This window comes from Streptomyces sp. x-80, assembly GCF_046549095.1.
GTDB classification, from domain to species: domain Bacteria; phylum Actinomycetota; class Actinomycetes; order Streptomycetales; family Streptomycetaceae; genus Streptomyces; species Streptomyces celluloflavus.
Map to the genome: position 1 here is coordinate 410,142 of NZ_JAJPWM010000006.1, position 15,449 is coordinate 425,590.

Genomic DNA, 15,449 nt, shown 5'->3' on the forward strand with positions numbered 1-15,449 from the left:
CTCGTCCCCGGGCCGGCGGCCGGCCGGTCCGGCCCGCCGGAAGGGCCGGCCGCTCCCGTCTGCCGGGCCCGGTTCCGCCGGGCCCGGTTCCGCCCGCCGCGCCCGTTCAGCCGCCGAGGACGGGAATGATCCGCGCTCCGTACGCGTCGATGGTGGCTTCCTTCGCGTCGTGCATGGCGTAGAGCGCGAACTGGTCCACGCCCAGCGCCTTGAGTTCCCGCAGCTTGTCGAGATGGGCCTCGGGCGGGCCCAGCAGGCAGAAGCGGTCCACGATCGCGTCCGGCACGAAGGCGGTGTCCGGGTTGCCGGTCCGGCCGTGGTGGGCGTAGTCGTAGCCGTCCCGGGCCTTGATGTAGTCCGTCAGCTCGTCCGGGACCATGCCGGAGTGCGCACCGTAGCGGCCGACGAGGTCGGCGACGTGGTTGCCGACCATGCCGCCGAACCAGCGGCACTGCTCGCGGGCGTGGTCGAGGTCGTCGCCCACATAGGCGGGCGCGGCGACACAGATCGTGATGTCGGCCGGGTCGCGGCCGGCGTCCACCGCGGCCCGGCGGACAGCCTTGATCATCCATTCGGTCAGATACGGGTCGGCGAGCTGGAGGATGAAACCGTCCGCCAGCCGGCCGGTCATGGCGAGGGCCTTGGGGCCGTACGCGGCCATCCAGACGGGGAGCCTGCCGTTCTCGACCCAGGGGATGCGCAGCCGTCGTCCGCCGACGTCCGCCTCCCGGCCCTCGGCCAGATCGCGGATGACGCCGATCGCTTCGCCCAGCCGGGCCAGGGTGTTGGGGGCCCGCCCGGCCACCCGCATCGCGGAGTCGCCGCGTCCGATGCCGCACACCGTACGGTTGCCGTACATCTCGTTGAGCGTGGCGAAGGTGGAGGCGGTGACCTCCGGGGTGCGGGTGGAGGGGTTGGTGACCATCGGGCCGACGATCAGCCGCTCGGTGTGTTCCAGGATGCGGCTGTAGATGACGAACGGTTCCTCCCACAGCACGGAGGAGTCGAAGGTCCAGCCGTAGCGGAAGCCGTTGCGCTCGGCGCGGCTCATCAGCTCCACGACGGCGGACGCGGGCGGGTCGGTCTGGAGGACAACTCCGAAGTCCACAGCGGCACTCCTTGACTGAGGTACTGACACGCGCCGTACCGGGTACGGGCGGTACGGATACGGGGTACGGACAGGCGCCTAGACGAGGTACTGGCAGGTGCCGCGCGGGATGTACTGCCCGTGGCCCGCGCGACCGGTGAACTCCCGCCGGTCGATGACGAGTTCACCGCGGGAGAGGACCGTCTCGACCCGTCCGGTGAGCCGCTTGCCCTCGTACGCCGAGTAGTCGACGTTCATATGGTGGGTCGCGGCGGAGACGGTCTGTTCGGCGGCGGGGTCGTAGAGGACGATGTCGGCGTCGGCGCCGGGGGCGATGGTGCCCTTCTTCGGGTAGAGGCCGAACATCCGGGCCGGGGTGGCGCAGGCGATCTCGATCCAGCGGCGGCGGCTGATGCGCCCCTCCACGACGCCCTGGTGGAGGAGGTCCATCCGGTTCTCCACACCGGGCAGGCCGTTGGGGATCCGGGAGAAGTCGCCGCGGCCCAGTTCCTTCTGGCCCCGGAAGCAGAAGGGGCAGTGGTCGGTGGAGACCACCTGGAGGTCGTTGGTCCGCAGCCCGCGCCAGAGCGCCTCCTGGTGCTCGCGCGGCCGCAGCGGCGTACTGCACACGTATTTGGCGCCCTCGAAATCCGGCTCCGCGAGGTTGTCGGTGGACAGGAACAGATACTGCGGGCAGGTTTCGCCGAAGACGTTCAGCCCCTTGTCGCGGGCCTGCATCAGCTCCGCGACGGCTTCCTCGGCGGAGACGTGCACGACGTAGAGCGGTGCGCCGGCGATCCGGGCGAGCTGGATGGTGCGGTGGGTGGCCTCGGCTTCGAGGAGGACGTGCCGGACCTCGCCGTGGTAGCGCGGATCGGTACGGCCGGCCGCGAGCGCCTGCTCGACGAGGACGTCGATGGCGATGCCGTTCTCGGCGTGCATCATCGTCAACCCGCCGTTTCCGGCGGCCTGTTGCATCGCGCGCAGGATCTGTCCGTCGTCGCTGTAGAAGACCCCGGGGTAGGCGGTGAACAGCTTGAACGACGTCACGCCCTCCTCCACCAGGCGGTCCATCTCCTTGAGCGTGTGGTCGTTCACATCGGAGAGGATCATGTGGAAGGCGTAGTCGATGGCGCACCGGGCGTCGGATTTGGCGTGCCACTGGTCCAGGCCCGCGCGCAGCGCCTGGCCGCGGGGCTGGACGGCGAAGTCGACGACGGTGGTCGTGCCGCCCCAGGCCGCGGCGCGGGTGCCGGTCTCGAAGGTGTCGGACGAGGCGGTCCCGCCGAACGGGAAGTCGAAGTGGGTGTGGGCGTCCACGCCGCCCGGGAGGACGTACTTGCCGGTGGCGTCGATGGTGCGGTCCGCGGACTCGTGCCAGCTCGCGGCGGACGGGCTGCCGTGCGCGGCGAGGGCGGCGATCCGGCCGTCCTCCACGAGGACATCGGCGTGCATCTCGTCGGCGGCGGTGATGACCAGTCCGCCCCGGATGACCGTACGGCTCACAATCCTGCTCCCTTCCACACCAGCGGCATCTGCGGCACCGGAAGGCGGAGTTCGACGCGGACCATCTCCTCGGCAGGTCCGCTCCGCTGACGCCGCGCCACGACCGGTCTACACCCGTAGATTCCGGGCGAGAAGGAGACCGTAGAAGCATGTCACCCCAGGTGGCAAGAGTCCGGCCGGTAATGGACGGGCGCCGCCGTGTTGCGCGGACGATCAGCTGGACGGGGCAACACCGGGCGGGGCGGGCGGCGCGCGGGGCGGGCCGGGGGCGCGCGGAGGGGTGCGGAGGCTCCGTGGTGGGCAGGTAACCGCCGATGCCGTCGGCCATGCCGTCCGATCGGCGGAGCGGACGCCGCGCAAGGGACGACCTCCGCAGGACGGCGGGCCGGGTACGGCCCCTACGGCGCGGCGCGATCGGCCGGGCGGATCGGCCGGCGGGGCCGGCGCGACGAAGGCCGGGAGGAAGCCCCCGGCCGAGGACTTCACGGCTCGGCCGGCGGACATCAGGACTCGGATTCGGACTCGGACTCACATTGCGGACATCAGGTTCAGGACAGCGACATCAGAAAGGCGACACGTCATGGAACAGAGCACGCCCTGGGAGGTTTCCGACGACCGCGGGCGCCTGGCGGTGGCCGGCAGCCGGCCGTTGAGGATCGTGGCGTACATACAGGCCGGGGCGACGCTGTGGGACCACGGCATCCGCCCCGTGGGCATCTTCGGATCCCAGCACGACGGCGCCGGCCCCGACCGGGCCAAGAGCGGTGAGCTGCCGCTCGCGGAGATCCCCTATCTCGGGTCGGGCGGCACGCTGCACCCGGACACCCTCCTGGCGGCCCGGCCGGACCTCGTGGTGGCCGTCACCTACGACGGCCGGCAGGTCTACGGCCTGGAGCCGAAGACCGCGCTGGAGCTGGAGGCGCACGTCCCGGTGGTGACCGTCGCGGTGGGTCCCGGCCGGGGGCTGGCCGAGGTGCGCGAACGGTTCGCGGCGCTCGCCGGTTCGCTGGGCAAGGGGGAACCACTGGCCGCGGCGGGCGAGTTGGACGCCGCGGAGGACGCGCTGCGGCAGGCGACCGGGGGCCCTCGCCGGCCGCGGGTGCTGGCACTGTCGCCGGCCGGACCGGAGCGGGTGCATCTGGCCCGGCCGAGCGCCTGGCCCGATCTGCGGGCGCTGGCCGAACACGGCGTCGGCCTGCTGGAGCCGGCCGGCGGCGCCGGTGCGAACTGGTCCACGGTCGGCTGGGCGGAGGCCGCGGCGCTGGCGGCGGATATCGTGCTGACGGACGTACGGGCCAACGCCGCCCGGCCCGAAGCGCTGCGCGCCGACGAGAACTGGCGGGCGATCGAGGCCCGCGCGCGGCTCGTACCGTGGAATCCGGAAGCCCCGTGCAGCCGACGCGCGCACACCCGGTTCTTCGCGTCGATGGCCGAGACGATCCGGGAGACAGCCGGGCCGTGACCCGCCTCCGCCAGTGGCCGTGACCCGCCTCCCCGGCGGCGGCCAGGGGCGGCGGACCACGTCGGCGCCGGTACTCGCCACACGGCAGCGGCGCGCGGCACCGGCGACCCGGACGCGGTGATCAGCACCGGCCCCACCCCGTGCGCTCCGTCCCGCAGCGCCCTCCCCGCACCCCCTTGACGAGGTCTGGAAACAAACCTAACTTTCACTCGCATCCCATCCCCCACTCCGGGAGCCCGAGATGAAACGACCCTCAACCCCCCACATCCGATGGGGAGTTGCTCTTCTGGCCGGCCTCGCGCTGGTCGGCACCTGGACGGCGTCGGCCGCCGAGGAGGCACCGGCGCCGGCCGGCCGGGAGGGTGCCGCGCACCGCGCGGCGCCGCTGTGGCGCGCCGATCCCGCCAGGGGCCTGGCCTCCTTCGAGGGCACCGAGACCAAGCCCGGTTCGGTCCAGGTCGTCGACGATCCGGCCGGCCGGTACGGCAAGTCGTTCCAGCTGCACACCTCGGGCAAGAAGATCGACGACGCCACCCGGGTCCGGGTCGAGAGCCGGGGCCACCGCACCGCCGACGGATCCCGTCTGCGCTTCGCGAAGGAGGGCGACATCTACTACATCGGCTGGCGGTCGATGTGGGGGCCGCTGCCGACGAAGAAGGGCGACTGGGTGGTCCTGTGGCAGCTCAAGGACTACGGCTCGGGCGCCGCGACGCCGCCGCTCTCGCTGCGCGCGCGGGGTGACGGCACCGTCGACCTGGAGTACAGCGACCCGGATCTGAAGACCACACAGCTGTGGCACACCGGGCTCACGCTCAACACCTGGCACGACTTCGTCGTAGGGATCAAGATCTCCGACGACCCCGCCAAGGGCTGGGTCAAGCTCTGGCACGACGGCACGGCTCAGCGGCTGACCGGCGGCACCGAGCAGTACCAGGCGGCGACCCTGCGCGGCGACTGGGTCACCGACAAGTGGGGCGTCTACCGCTCCGACGGCGTCACGGGCCAGGCCACCGCCTACCTCAACAGCCCGGCGGTCGGCCGGACTTACGGGGACGTCGCCCCCTGAACCGTCCGGGTCCGCCGCGGCCCGCCCCCGACGGACGGTTCGCGCCGGGGCCGGTGAGGCTGGTGGGGCCGCCGCCGCTGCCGCAGACCGCGGCCCGACGCCGCGCCCGACGACGTCCCGGCCGGCCGCCCCACGAAGACGGGCAGGCCCGCCGGAGCCGGCCGCCCATGCCGTCGTCCACCTGGTGTGCCTAGTGAGGTGCGATCGTCTTGAGCCAGTCGTCGACGGTGACGACATCCGCCCACTGCGGGAACAGTCGCTCGATGAGGACCCGGTGCACCTCCGGGTCGGTGTCCAGACAGGCGTCGGAGAGGACGGTGAGGCCGAAGTCCAGGTCGTTCGCCTGGCACAGGGTGTACAGCACCACAGCGCTGGTGGCGATGCCGGTGAGCACGAGGCTGTCGATACCGCGCGCCCTCAGCACCATGTCGAGATCGCTGCCCGAGAACGCGCTCGCCCGTCTCTTGGTGACCACCACGTCGCCCGGCCGGGGCGCGACCTCGGGGTGGATCTCCGTGCCTGGGTCGCCCTCGACGTAGAGGCCGGCCTGCGCGATGGCGGTGAGAGCCCTGTTGCGCATGCCGACTTCCGGGAAGCCTGGACGTAGCGCGATGACCACGTAGATCACGGGGATGTTCGCCGCCCGAGCCCCGTCGATCGCCCTGCGCAGGCGTGGCAGGTATCCGGAGTTGTCGTCGGCGATGTCCACGATGGCTCGTTGGACGTCCATCACGAGAAGGGCGCTGCTCATATCGTCTCCAGGAACGAAGTCGGTCCGGCAGTGAAACGGGCCGGGTTCTCCATGATCGGCTCCTGCGCGGCCTCGGGAAAGGTGGCGGTGTGCCCGTCGGGCAGGACGGGACGGCCACCGGCGCTCAGCCGGCAGTTCGTGCGTCGCATGGTGAACAACGCCGCCCGGCACGCCTGGTGGTGAGCCTGGTGCCGTGACCGGCGATGTCTGCCCCGGGGCAGAGCCTGCCGGGAGGGGCACCGGCCAACCCGGCACACCGCCGATCGCCGCTCATCCGGCGTACCGGCGTCGACAACGCGCCGCCCACCGGAGGCCGGCTGATGGCCTCGCACGACGGTGGAGTCGACCGGGACCAGCCGGTCGATGCCACCGGCCGCGGCCGCCTGCGCCCGAGCGGCCGGGAGCGTACGGGTGACGGTGCCGTCCTTGCCCATCTGCGGCAATGCGTACGCACGGTGGCCGGGGGCCGTGCCGCTCGGGCGCGTCCCCCCGCCAGGCCACACCGGCCCGGGACTCCTGCACGCTCCCGTTCGGGACCACCCGGTCATCCAGCGGCTAGCGGCCACGCGACGGGCCGGGCAGCGGCGGACGGATGAACTCGCCTGCCGCATCGGACCGTCCATGGCGGCGTATCGCCCTACCGCAAGGCACCGGCCACGAGCAGGTGACGGCAGACCTACGCGGCAGCCCACCGCTGCTGGGCCGTCCGCAGCGCGTCCGCGAGCAGTTCCGCACCCTCCTCCGCCTCGGCCACGGTCAGGGACATCGGAGGCGCGATGCGCAGCGTGGCGCCGCCCAGGCCGCCCTTGCCCACCAGCAGGCCGCGTTCGCGGGCGGTCTCCAGGACGAGGGCGGCGGCCTCGGGGGACGGTTCGTCGGTGCCGGGGCGGACGAGTTCGACGCCGATCATCAGGCCCCGGCCGCGTACTTCCCGTACCACGTCGAGTCCGGCCGAGACCGCCCGCAGCCGCTCGATGAGCAGTCCGCCGACGCGCCTGGCGTTGCCCGGCAGGTCGTGCTCCAGGAGGTAGGTGAGGTTGGCCAGGCCCGCGGCCATGGTGACCGGGCTGCCGCCGAAGGTCGAGATGGAGTTCGCGGGGAGCGCGTTCATCACCTCGGCACGGGCCACCACGCCACCGATGGACATGCCGTTGCCGATGCCCTTGGCGAAGGTGAGCAGGTCCGGCGGGCCGTTGCCGGCGTGTGCCTGCCAGCCCCAGAAGTGGTCGCCGGTACGGCCCCAGCCGGTCTGCACCTCGTCGCTGATCCAGAGGATGCCGTGCCGGGTGAGCACCTCGCGGAACGCCGCGTACAGGCCGTCCGGTGGTGCGGTGAACCCGCCGACGCCCTGCACCGGTTCGGCGATCAGCGCGGCGGCGCCGCCCGCGGTCTGCTGGAGCATGTCCTCCAGGTCGGCGACGCACGCCGCGATGTACGCGCCGTCGTCCAGCCCCGCGAACGGGCCACGGCCGCGCACCCCGCCGTGCACATAGAGCGTCTGGAGCGGCGAGAGGCTGGTCGGCGACCAGCTGGTGTTGCCGGTGACACCGATGGCCGAGAACGACCGGCCGTGGTAGCTGTTGCGCATCGCCAGGACCTGGTTGGACCCGCGGTACGCCGTGGCCAGCAGCAGGGCGGCGTCGTTGGCCTCGGTGCCCGAGGTGGTGAAGAAGACCCGGGCGTCCGGGATGCCGGAGAGCGCGGCGATCCGCTCCGCCAGCTCGACCATGGGGCGGGAGAGGTATTGCGTGGAGGTGTGGATGATGCGGCCGGCCTGTTCGGCGACGGCCCGGGTCACCTCGGGCAGCGCGTGTGCCGTCATGGTGGTCAGGATGCCGCCGAAGAAGTCGAGGTAGCGGTTGCCCTCGGCGTCCCAGACGTGCCGGCCCTCGCCGTGGGTCAGTTCGAGCGGCCGCTCGTAGAGGAGGCCGAGCCAGGACGGCAGGACGGCCTGGTGGCGGGCGTACAGGCTCGCGGAGTCGTGGGTCACGGCCGCACCAGGCCCTCGTACGCGTCGGGGCGGCGGTCGCGGTAGAACGCCCACTGCTGTCGGACCTCGTCGATCAGCCCGAAGTCGAGGTCGCGGACCACCAGTTCCTCCTTGGAGTCGCTGGCGACCTCGCCGACGAACCGGCCGCGCGGGTCGACGAAGTAGCTGGTGCCGTAGAAGTCGTTGTCGCCGTACTCCTCGACGCCGACCCGGTTGATCGCCGCGATGAAGTACTCGTTGGCGACGGCCGCCGCGGGCTGCTCCAGCTGCCAGAGGTAGCCGGACAGGCCGCGGGAGGTGGCGGAGGGGTTGTAGACGAGCTGGGCGCCGTTGAGGCCCAACTGGCGCCAGCCTTCGGGGAAGTGGCGGTCGTAGCAGATGTAGACGCCGATCTTGCCGACGGCGGTGTCGAAGACCGGCCAGCCGGCGTTCCCCGGCTTGAAGTAGTACTTCTCCCAGAAGCCCTTGACCTGGGGGATGTGGTGCTTTCGGTAGCTGCCCAGGTAGGTGCCGTCGGCGTCGATGACGGCCGCGGTGTTGTAGTAGAAGCCGGACTGCTCGACCTCGAAGACGGGCACCACGATCACCATGCCGGTCTCGCGGGCGAGTTGCCGCATCCGGCGGACGGTCGGGCCGTCGGGCACCGGCTCGGCCCAGCGGTAGTGCTCCGGTTCCTGGACCTGGCAGAAATAGGGGGCGTTGAAGACCTCTTGGAAGCCGATGACCTTCGCGCCCTGCGCGGCGGCCGCGCGGGCGTGTTCCTCGTGCTTCGCGATCATCGATTCGGTGTCGCCGGTCCAGGTCGCCTGAACCAGTGCGGCACGCACAACATCGGCCATGAGCTGCTCCTTTGTCGGTGCGTCACCCTGCGTACCACGCGGGTCTACGCGTGTGGAGGCGACCGTAAGCCCCGCCACGCACGGTGGCAAGACCATCTTCCGTGCGGCGCGTCCGTACCGGGCGGACCCGCCGGGCCCGCCCGCGCCCGGCGGCGGAGCGGTTCCGGCGGAGGTGACGGCCGCGCCGGAGGCGGCCTTCCCGGAACGTAAACAACAGGCAAACTTGCAAGTTTCCCTGCGCATCCCCTACGCTCGGCGCATGCCGGAAAAAGATCAGGAACGTCTGGCCACCGACCTCGGCGCGGCCGTGTCGCAGCTGATGCGCCAGCTGCGCGCCGCCTCCCCGCAGGGCGAACTCACCCCCACCCAGCGGTCGGTCATCTGGCGGATCGACACCGGCGGACCGGCCACCACCGCGGCGCTCGCCCGCGCCGAACTGGTCCGCCCGCAGTCGATGCGGCTGACGCTCGGCGCGCTGGAGGAGAGCGGCGTGGTCGCCCGCAGTCCGCATCCGACGGACGGACGCCAGGTCGTCTTCTCGCTCACCGAGGAGGGCCGCCGGATGCTCGACGTGGTGCGGCAGGCCAAGCACAACTGGCTCGCGGTGGCCATCGCCGAGCGGCTGACCGACGAGGAACAGCGGACCCTCGCCACGGCGACCGGGCTGATGCGTCGGCTGATACAGGAATGACGGACTCCCCACCGGCCGGCCGGGACGGGACGGCCGGCCCCGCCACGGCCCCCGCCGGTCCTGCGGGTCTCACCGGTCCGCCGCCCCGCACCGGCGCCGGCACCCGTCGGACTCCCGGGCCGGCCGCTGCCGGTCCGGGCGCTCCCGGCCCCGCCGAGCGCGCCTTCGGGGCCCGGCTGATGACGCCGCTGCTGCTCGGCTCGGCGCTGAATCCCATCAACTCGACGATGATCGCCACCGCCCTGGTCGCCATCGGCCGGGACTTCCAGGTCGGCGCCGCCGACACCGCCTGGCTCATCTCCGCGATGTTCCTCGCCAGTGCGGTGGGCCAGCCGTCGATGGGGCGGCTGGCGGACCGGCTGGGCCCGCGCCGGGTCTTCGTCGCCGGGGCGCTGATCGTCTGCGTCGCGGGCCTGCTCGGCGCCCTCGCGCCCACCTTCACCCTGCTGGTCGTCTCGCGGGCGGTGCTCGGGATCGGTACCGCGGCCGCGTACCCCGCCGCGATGGCGATGCTGCGCGCCGAGTCGCGGCGGGCGGGCGTGCCGACGCCCCGGCACATACTCGGCCGGCTCTCGCTCGCCGCGCTGGGCAGCGCCGCCGTCGGCCCCACGCTCGGCGGGCTGCTCGCCGTCACGACGGGCTGGCGCGGGGTCTTCGCCGTGAACGTCCCGCTCGCGCTGGTCGCCCTGGTCTGCGGGCTGCGGTGGCTGCCCGCCGATCCCGGGCGCGGCGGCACCGGACCCGCACCGGCCCCCACCGGCGACGCACCGGCGGGCGGTTCCCTCGACCCGCTGGGCATCGGGCTGTTCGCCGCGACCCTGACCACCGCGATGTTCTTCCTGCTGCGCCTCGACGACCCGCGGTGGCCGCTGCTCGCCCCCACCGTCCTCCTGGCGGCCGTCCTGGTGTGGTGGCAGCTCCGGCATCCGGCGCCCTTCCTCGACCTGCGGATGCTCGCCCGCAACCGCGCGCTGGTGCGCACCTACCTGCGGCACGGGCTGACGTATCTCGTCATCTACGGCGTGCTCTACGGGTTCAGCCAGTGGCTGGAGCAGGCGCACGGCTACTCGTCCTTCCACGCCGGTCTGATCATGCTGCCGATGTCCGGCGCGGCCGCCTGCTGTTCGCTGGCCGGCGCCCGGACCAAGGGCATCCGCGCCCCGCTGACGATCGCCGCGGTCGCGCTCGCGGCGGGCGGCGGGGTCCTCCTGCTGCTGCACGACGGCACCCCGCTCGGCGCGCTGCTCTTCGCCGGGGCACTCTTCGGCATCCCGCAGGGCCTGGCCGCCACCGGCAATCAGGCCGCCGTCTACGCCCAGGCCCCGGCCGACGGCGTCGGCGCGGCCGCCGGGCTCCAGCGCACCGCCCAGTACCTCGGCGCGATCAGCGCTTCGAGCCTGATCGGGCTGGTGTACGGGCGGCGCGCGACGGACGCCGGGCTGCACGAGATCGCCGGGCTCGGCGTCCTCCTCGGCGTCCTGCTGCTCGCGCTGACCCTCACCGACCGCGCCCTGCGGACCGGCGCCGCCCGGACGGCCGCCGGCTGACCGGCCGGACGGTCCCGCACCGCCCCTCGACCGGGACACCCCCCAGTCCCCCTCCGGCCACACCGCCTGCCTCGGCCGCGCCGGAACCACCCGTTATGTCAAAGGAGTTCACCGTGCCCGCCACCACACTCGACGCCACGACCGCCCTGGTCCTGATCGATCTCCAGAAGGGCATCGCCGCCCTGCCGACCGTCCACCCCACCACCGAGGTCATCGCGCGCGGTGCGCGGCTCGCCGCCGCCTTCCGCGCGCACGGGCTGCCCGTCGTCCTGGTGAACGTCACGGGCCGCGCGCCGGGCCGTACGGAGTCCGGCGCGGGCCACGGCACGCCGCCCGCCGACTGGGCCGAGCTGGTGCCCGAACTCGACCGGCAGCCCACCGACATCACCGTCACCAAGCAGCAGTGGGGCGCCTTCCACGGCACCGGCCTCGACCTGGAGCTGCGCCGCCGCGGCGTGACCCAGGTGGTGTTCGGCGGCATCGCCACCAGCATCGGCGTGGAGTCCAGCGCCCGTGCCGCGCACGAGCACGGCTACCACGTCACCGTCGCCACCGACGCGGTGACGGACCCCGACGAGGCGGCCCACCGCCGCAGTCTGGAGCGGATTTTCCCGCTGCTCGGCGAGACGGACACCACCGACGCGATCATCGAGCTCCTCGGCTGACGGCGCCGGGCGGCGGCCCGGCGGCGACCGGCCGGTACCGGCGGGCGGCAGCGGGTACCTCCCGTCGTCAGCCGGTGACCGGATGTCCGGCGGGCCGTCGCTCGTGCCAGCGCAGATCGTCCTGGAGCTGCGCGGCCAGCGAGATCAGCCGCGGTTCGGTGTGCGCCGGGCCCAGCAGCTGGGCGCCCAACGGCAGTCCGCCGGTGCTGAATCCGGCGGGCACGCTCACCCCCGGCCAGCCCAGCACGTTCCATGGCCAGGCGTACGGACAGGCGGCGATCATGGCCTGATCCGTACGCCAGCCGTTCAGCTTCGCGAAGGTGCCGATGCGCGGTGGCGGGGTGGCGGTGGTCGGTGTCAGCAGCACGTCGTACGGGCCGAACAGCGCCCCGATGCGCTCCTGTTGACGCTTCTCGACGGCGCGCGCCCGGCGCAGTACCGGGCCGCCCAGCAGTCGTCCCAGCCGCGCCGCCTCCCGCGTACGCCGGTCCAGCAGGGCGCGGTCGGGTACCCGTGCCGCCCACTCCCCCACCCCGGCCGTCGCGCGCGGCACGAAGGAGAGCCCGACCAGGCCGTAGTCCGGTTCGGCGGCCTCGACCTGGTGACCGAGACGGGCCAGCGTACGAGCCAGACCGGTGACCGCCGCCCGGACCTCCGGGTGCAGCGGTTTGGACGTACCGGTGAAGGCGGGCTTCCAGGACAGCGCGATGCGCAGCCGCCCCGGATCGCGGCCGGCCGCCTCGCGCGCGCCGATGACGGGCGGGCGGTGCAGATCGCCGGTGTGGTTGCCGCTCGCGACGTCCAGCAGCAGTGCCGCGTCCTCGACCGTGCGCGCCAGCGGGCCGATCCCGGTGATCCCCTGAAAGGACTCGGGGTCGGGCCAGGTGGAGATGCGGCCGCGCTGTGGCTTGATGCCGACGAGATGGGTCCAGGCCGCGGGGATCCGTACCGAGCCCGCGCCGTCGGTGCCGAGCGCGGCCGGTACCAGCCCGGCGGCGACCGCGGCAGCCGAGCCGCCGGACGAGCCGCCCGGGGTGTGGGCGAGATGCCACGGATTGCGGGTCTCGCCGAACGCCGGTCCCTCGGTGAACGGCCACTGTCCGAGTTCGCAGGCGTTGGTCTTGCCGACGATCACCGCACCGGCCGCGCGCAGCCGCCGGACGACCTCGGCGTCCCGCGCCTTGGGCGGGAACTCCCCGGCGCAGCCGAACGCGGTCGGCTCACCCGCCACATCCGTATCGTCCTTGACCGCGACCGGCACACCCAGCAGCGGCAGCCGTTCGCCGGCGGCCAGCCTGCGGTCGGCCGCCTCGGCCTCCGCCATCGCCGCCTCGGCACGGACCCGCCGGAAGGCGTTGACACTGCTCTGGGTGGCCGCGATGCGCGCCAGCGACCGCGTGACGAGGGCGACCGAGGTCACCCGGCCGTCGGCCAGCGCCCGCGCCTGCTCGGCGAGCCCTTCCCACTCCCCGGCCGCTCCGGCCGGTACGGGCCCGGTCTCGCTCTCCCGGCTCTCGTCAACGCTCACGGTGCGCGCCCTCCTGAGACCGTTCATTCGAACAAACGGTCCCAGGAGGGTAGTCGTCACGCCCACGGCCGACAATGCCGCCGCGCTGCGGGACGCCCGGACAGCACACGGAAGACACGTGGAAGACACACGGACGGCAGATGCCGGCCGCTGTGCCGGTCCGGCCGCCCGGTCCGGGAACCGCCGCTAGGACCGGCGGACCACCATCGCGGATCCGCCGCCGCGCCGCACCTTCTCGGCCGCCGCGAGCCAGCGCCCGTCCGGCAGCCGCTGGACGCCGGTGGCCGCCCCGATCTCCGGGTTCTCCTTGAACACCTGGCCGACCGCTTCGAGTTGGCCGCGCAGCGGGCTGTTCCACAGGCCCGGTTCGAGTTCGGTGGCCGCCGCGTTGCGCTGACTGGCGCGCGGTGCGGCGATGGCGTCGACCAGCGGCATCCCGCGGTCCAGGTGGTTGACGAGGGTTTGCAGCACGGTCGTGATGATGGTCGCGCCGCCCGGCGAGCCGAGCGCCACCACCGGCCGGCCGTCGCGCAGCACGATCGTCGGCGAGATGGACGAACGCGGCCGCTTGCCGGGGCCGGGCAGGTTGGGGTCGTGCACGGCCGGGTTCGCGGGCGCGAAGGAGAAGTCGGTCAGCTCGTTGTTGAGCAGGAAGCCACGGCCCGGTACGACGATGCCGCTGCCGCCGGTCTGCTCGATGGTGAGGGTGTAGGCGACGACGTTGCCCCACTTGTCGGCGACGGTCAGATGGGTGGTGTTCTCGCCCTCGTACGTCGTCGGAGCGGCCTGGCCGCCGGTGTCGCAGCGCCGGGGGTGGCGCGGGTCGCCCGGTGCGAGCGGGCTGGTGAGCGCCGCGTCGTCCTTGATCAGGCACGCCCGCGAGTCGGCGAACCGCTGCGAGGTCAGGCCCTTGGCCGGCACCTTCTCGTACGCCGGGTCGCCGACCCAGCGGCCGCGGTCGGCGAAGGCGATCCGGCTGGCCTCGATATAGCGGTGCAGATACTGCTTCTCGCTCAGCCGTGAAATATCGCTCTTCGAGAGGATGTTGAGCGCCTCGGCGACGCTGGTGCCACCGGACGAGGACGGCCCCATGCCGTAGACGTCCAGTCCGCGGTAGGTGGTGTGGGTCGGCGCCTCGCCGCGCACCCGGTACGCCCGCAGGTCCCTGGCGGTGAGGTCGCCGGGCCGCACCTGCCGGGTGGTGCCGGGGCGCACCGGCGGCCGCCGCACCGTCCGCACGATGTCCTGGCCCAGCCGCCCGCGGTAGAGCTCGCCGACGCCCTTCTTCGCCAACTCCCCGTACGTACGCGCCAGATCGGGGTTCTTCAGCTTCGAGCCGACCACCGGGAGCTTGCCCCCCGGCAGGAAGATGCCGGCGGTCGCGGGGAAGTCCCGGAAGCGGGCCTCGTTCTGCGCGGTCTGCTGGCGGAACGTCTCGTCGACGGTGAAGCCGTGCTCGGCCAGGTCCTGTGCGGGCCGCAGCACCTGGCCCAGCGACCGGCTGCCCCACTTGCGCAGGGCGGTGTCCCAGGTGGCGGGTGTGCCCGGTGTGCCGACGCTCAGCCCGCTGGTGACGGCGTCGTCGAACGGTATCGGCTTGCCGTTCTCCAGGAAGAGGTCCTTGCCCGCCGAGCGCGGCGCGGTCTCCCGCCCGTCGAGGGTCCGTACGGTCCGGGTCCTCGCGTCGTAGTAGACGAAGTAGCCACCGCCGCCGACCCCTGCGGAGTAGGGCTCCGTGACGCCGAGCGCGGCGGCGGTGGCGACCGCCGCGTCCACGGCGTTGCCGCCCTTCTTGAGTACCGCTATACCAGCGGCCGAGGCGTCCGCGTCGACGCTGGACACCGCCCCGCCGGAGCCTGTGGCGACCGGGGTCTTGGCCGGTGCGGCAGCGGGGGCCGCCGGGCCGGAGTGCGGTGCGCCGCTGGGTTGTGGTGGCGCTGACTGGGCGGCGGCGGGGACCGCCACCAGGGAACCGGCCAGCGCGGCGGCCGCTCCCAGGACGGTGAGGCGTCGGGCGTTCGACATACCGGAATTTCCTCCAAAGTGCGCGCGGGGGCGGCAGCGGGCGGAGCATACTCGGGGGAATTGCGCGACGACAGAGGGCACGACGGTGGCCTGTCCCCTATGCCGGTACGGGCCGGATATGCCCGTACGGATCGGGTGCGCCGCGCCGGTCGGGGCAGCGGCACGGACCAGGAGGGCCGCCACGGGCCGGGGGTGTCCGCACACCTCTGACGTGCCGGTGCGGATCTGACGTGCCGGCACGGATCCGGCATACCGGCACCGAGCGCAGGTGTCCGCACGGCTCCGAAGCGCC

13 protein-coding genes are annotated in these 15,449 nt (G+C 73.1%); 5 read left to right on the forward strand and 8 right to left on the reverse strand.

Translation table 11 applies throughout. The features are described from left to right. Nucleotides 1–106 precede the first annotated feature (106 nt). Nucleotides 107–1,108, reverse strand: coding sequence for a TIGR03842 family LLM class F420-dependent oxidoreductase (locus ACLJWH_RS14735; RefSeq protein WP_411142121.1), 1,002 nt, complete (start codon nt 1,106–1,108; stop codon nt 107–109). Nucleotides 1,109–1,186: 78 nt separating this feature from the next. Further along, nucleotides 1,187–2,593, reverse strand: coding sequence for a dihydropyrimidinase (hydA, locus tag ACLJWH_RS14740; RefSeq protein WP_411142122.1), 1,407 nt, complete (start codon nt 2,591–2,593; stop codon nt 1,187–1,189). 580 nt (nt 2,594–3,173) lie between these two features. On the opposite strand from hydA, the gene ACLJWH_RS14745 reads away from it, so the two are divergent. Both ACLJWH_RS14745 and ACLJWH_RS14750 read left to right on the forward strand, forming a co-directional pair. Further along, nucleotides 3,174–4,055 (forward strand): ABC transporter substrate-binding protein, encoded by an 882-nt coding sequence (locus ACLJWH_RS14745; protein WP_411142123.1) that lies wholly within the window; start codon nt 3,174–3,176, stop codon nt 4,053–4,055. Between the two features lie 241 nt (nt 4,056–4,296). Continuing rightward, nucleotides 4,297–5,121: a heparin lyase I family protein gene (locus ACLJWH_RS14750; RefSeq protein WP_411142124.1), complete on the forward strand. Its 825-nt coding sequence runs from the start codon at nt 4,297–4,299 to the stop codon at nt 5,119–5,121. A gap of 190 nt (nt 5,122–5,311) precedes the next feature. Here ACLJWH_RS14750 and ACLJWH_RS14755 read toward each other — a convergent pair whose 3' ends face one another. From ACLJWH_RS14755 to ACLJWH_RS14770, 4 genes are all read right to left on the reverse strand, one after another. Beyond that, nucleotides 5,312–5,872, reverse strand: coding sequence for a cysteine hydrolase family protein (locus ACLJWH_RS14755; protein WP_411142125.1), 561 nt, complete (start codon nt 5,870–5,872; stop codon nt 5,312–5,314). Further along, complete coding sequence (locus tag ACLJWH_RS14760; RefSeq protein ID WP_411142126.1) at nt 5,869–6,021, reverse strand: hypothetical protein; 153 nt, start codon at nt 6,019–6,021, stop codon at nt 5,869–5,871. The genes ACLJWH_RS14755 and ACLJWH_RS14760 overlap by 4 nt, the downstream gene beginning before the upstream one ends. 527 nt (nt 6,022–6,548) lie before the next feature. Beyond that, on the reverse strand, nt 6,549–7,862 hold the full coding sequence (locus ACLJWH_RS14765) for an aspartate aminotransferase family protein (RefSeq protein ID WP_411142127.1): 1,314 nt from the start codon (nt 7,860–7,862) through the stop codon (nt 6,549–6,551). After that, complete coding sequence (locus tag ACLJWH_RS14770; RefSeq protein ID WP_411142128.1) at nt 7,859–8,701, reverse strand: nitrilase-related carbon-nitrogen hydrolase; 843 nt, start codon at nt 8,699–8,701, stop codon at nt 7,859–7,861. The genes ACLJWH_RS14765 and ACLJWH_RS14770 overlap by 4 nt, the downstream gene beginning before the upstream one ends. A gap of 259 nt (nt 8,702–8,960) precedes the next feature. On the opposite strand from ACLJWH_RS14770, the gene ACLJWH_RS14775 reads away from it, so the two are divergent. From ACLJWH_RS14775 to ACLJWH_RS14785, 3 genes are all read left to right on the forward strand, one after another. Further along, a complete protein-coding gene (locus ACLJWH_RS14775; RefSeq protein WP_411142129.1) occupies nt 8,961–9,392 on the forward strand; it encodes a MarR family winged helix-turn-helix transcriptional regulator in 432 nt (143 codons plus the stop codon). Between the two features lie 179 nt (nt 9,393–9,571). Beyond that, nucleotides 9,572–10,939 carry an MFS transporter gene (locus ACLJWH_RS14780; RefSeq protein WP_411142220.1) on the forward strand — a complete coding sequence of 456 codons (1,368 nt, stop codon included), beginning with the start codon at nt 9,572–9,574 and terminating at the stop codon, nt 10,937–10,939. A gap of 113 nt (nt 10,940–11,052) precedes the next feature. Next, entirely contained in the window at nt 11,053–11,604 is a 552-nt protein-coding gene (locus ACLJWH_RS14785) for an isochorismatase family protein (protein ID WP_411142130.1), read from the forward strand. A gap of 67 nt (nt 11,605–11,671) precedes the next feature. Here the strand turns inward: ACLJWH_RS14785 and ACLJWH_RS14790 are convergent, their stop codons facing one another. Both ACLJWH_RS14790 and ggt read right to left on the reverse strand, forming a co-directional pair. Continuing rightward, nucleotides 11,672–13,132 carry an amidase gene (locus ACLJWH_RS14790; RefSeq protein ID WP_411142131.1) on the reverse strand — a complete coding sequence of 487 codons (1,461 nt, stop codon included), beginning with the start codon at nt 13,130–13,132 and terminating at the stop codon, nt 11,672–11,674. A gap of 186 nt (nt 13,133–13,318) precedes the next feature. Beyond that, complete coding sequence (ggt, locus tag ACLJWH_RS14795) at nt 13,319–15,157, reverse strand: gamma-glutamyltransferase (RefSeq protein ID WP_411142132.1); 1,839 nt, start codon at nt 15,155–15,157, stop codon at nt 13,319–13,321. Nucleotides 15,158–15,449: the final 292 nt, after the last annotated feature.

Bases quoted from the DNA above. Each gene is read 5' to 3' on its own strand.
- ACLJWH_RS14750 (WP_411142124.1), top strand. From the start codon at position 4,297: ATGAAACGACCCTCAACCCCCCACATCCGATGGGGAGTTGCTCTTCTG.
- ACLJWH_RS14755 (WP_411142125.1), bottom strand. From the start codon at position 5,872: ATGAGCAGCGCCCTTCTCGTGATGGACGTCCAACGAGCCATCGTGGAC.
- ACLJWH_RS14775 (WP_411142129.1), top strand. From the start codon at position 8,961: ATGCCGGAAAAAGATCAGGAACGTCTGGCCACCGACCTCGGCGCGGCC.
- ACLJWH_RS14780 (WP_411142220.1), top strand. From the start codon at position 9,572: ATGACGCCGCTGCTGCTCGGCTCGGCGCTGAATCCCATCAACTCGACG.
- ggt (WP_411142132.1), bottom strand. From the start codon at position 15,157: ATGTCGAACGCCCGACGCCTCACCGTCCTGGGAGCGGCCGCCGCGCTG.
- ACLJWH_RS14770 (WP_411142128.1), bottom strand. From the start codon at position 8,701: ATGGCCGATGTTGTGCGTGCCGCACTGGTTCAGGCGACCTGGACCGGC.
- ACLJWH_RS14745 (WP_411142123.1), top strand. From the start codon at position 3,174: ATGGAACAGAGCACGCCCTGGGAGGTTTCCGACGACCGCGGGCGCCTG.
- ACLJWH_RS14760 (WP_411142126.1), bottom strand. From the start codon at position 6,021: ATGCGACGCACGAACTGCCGGCTGAGCGCCGGTGGCCGTCCCGTCCTG.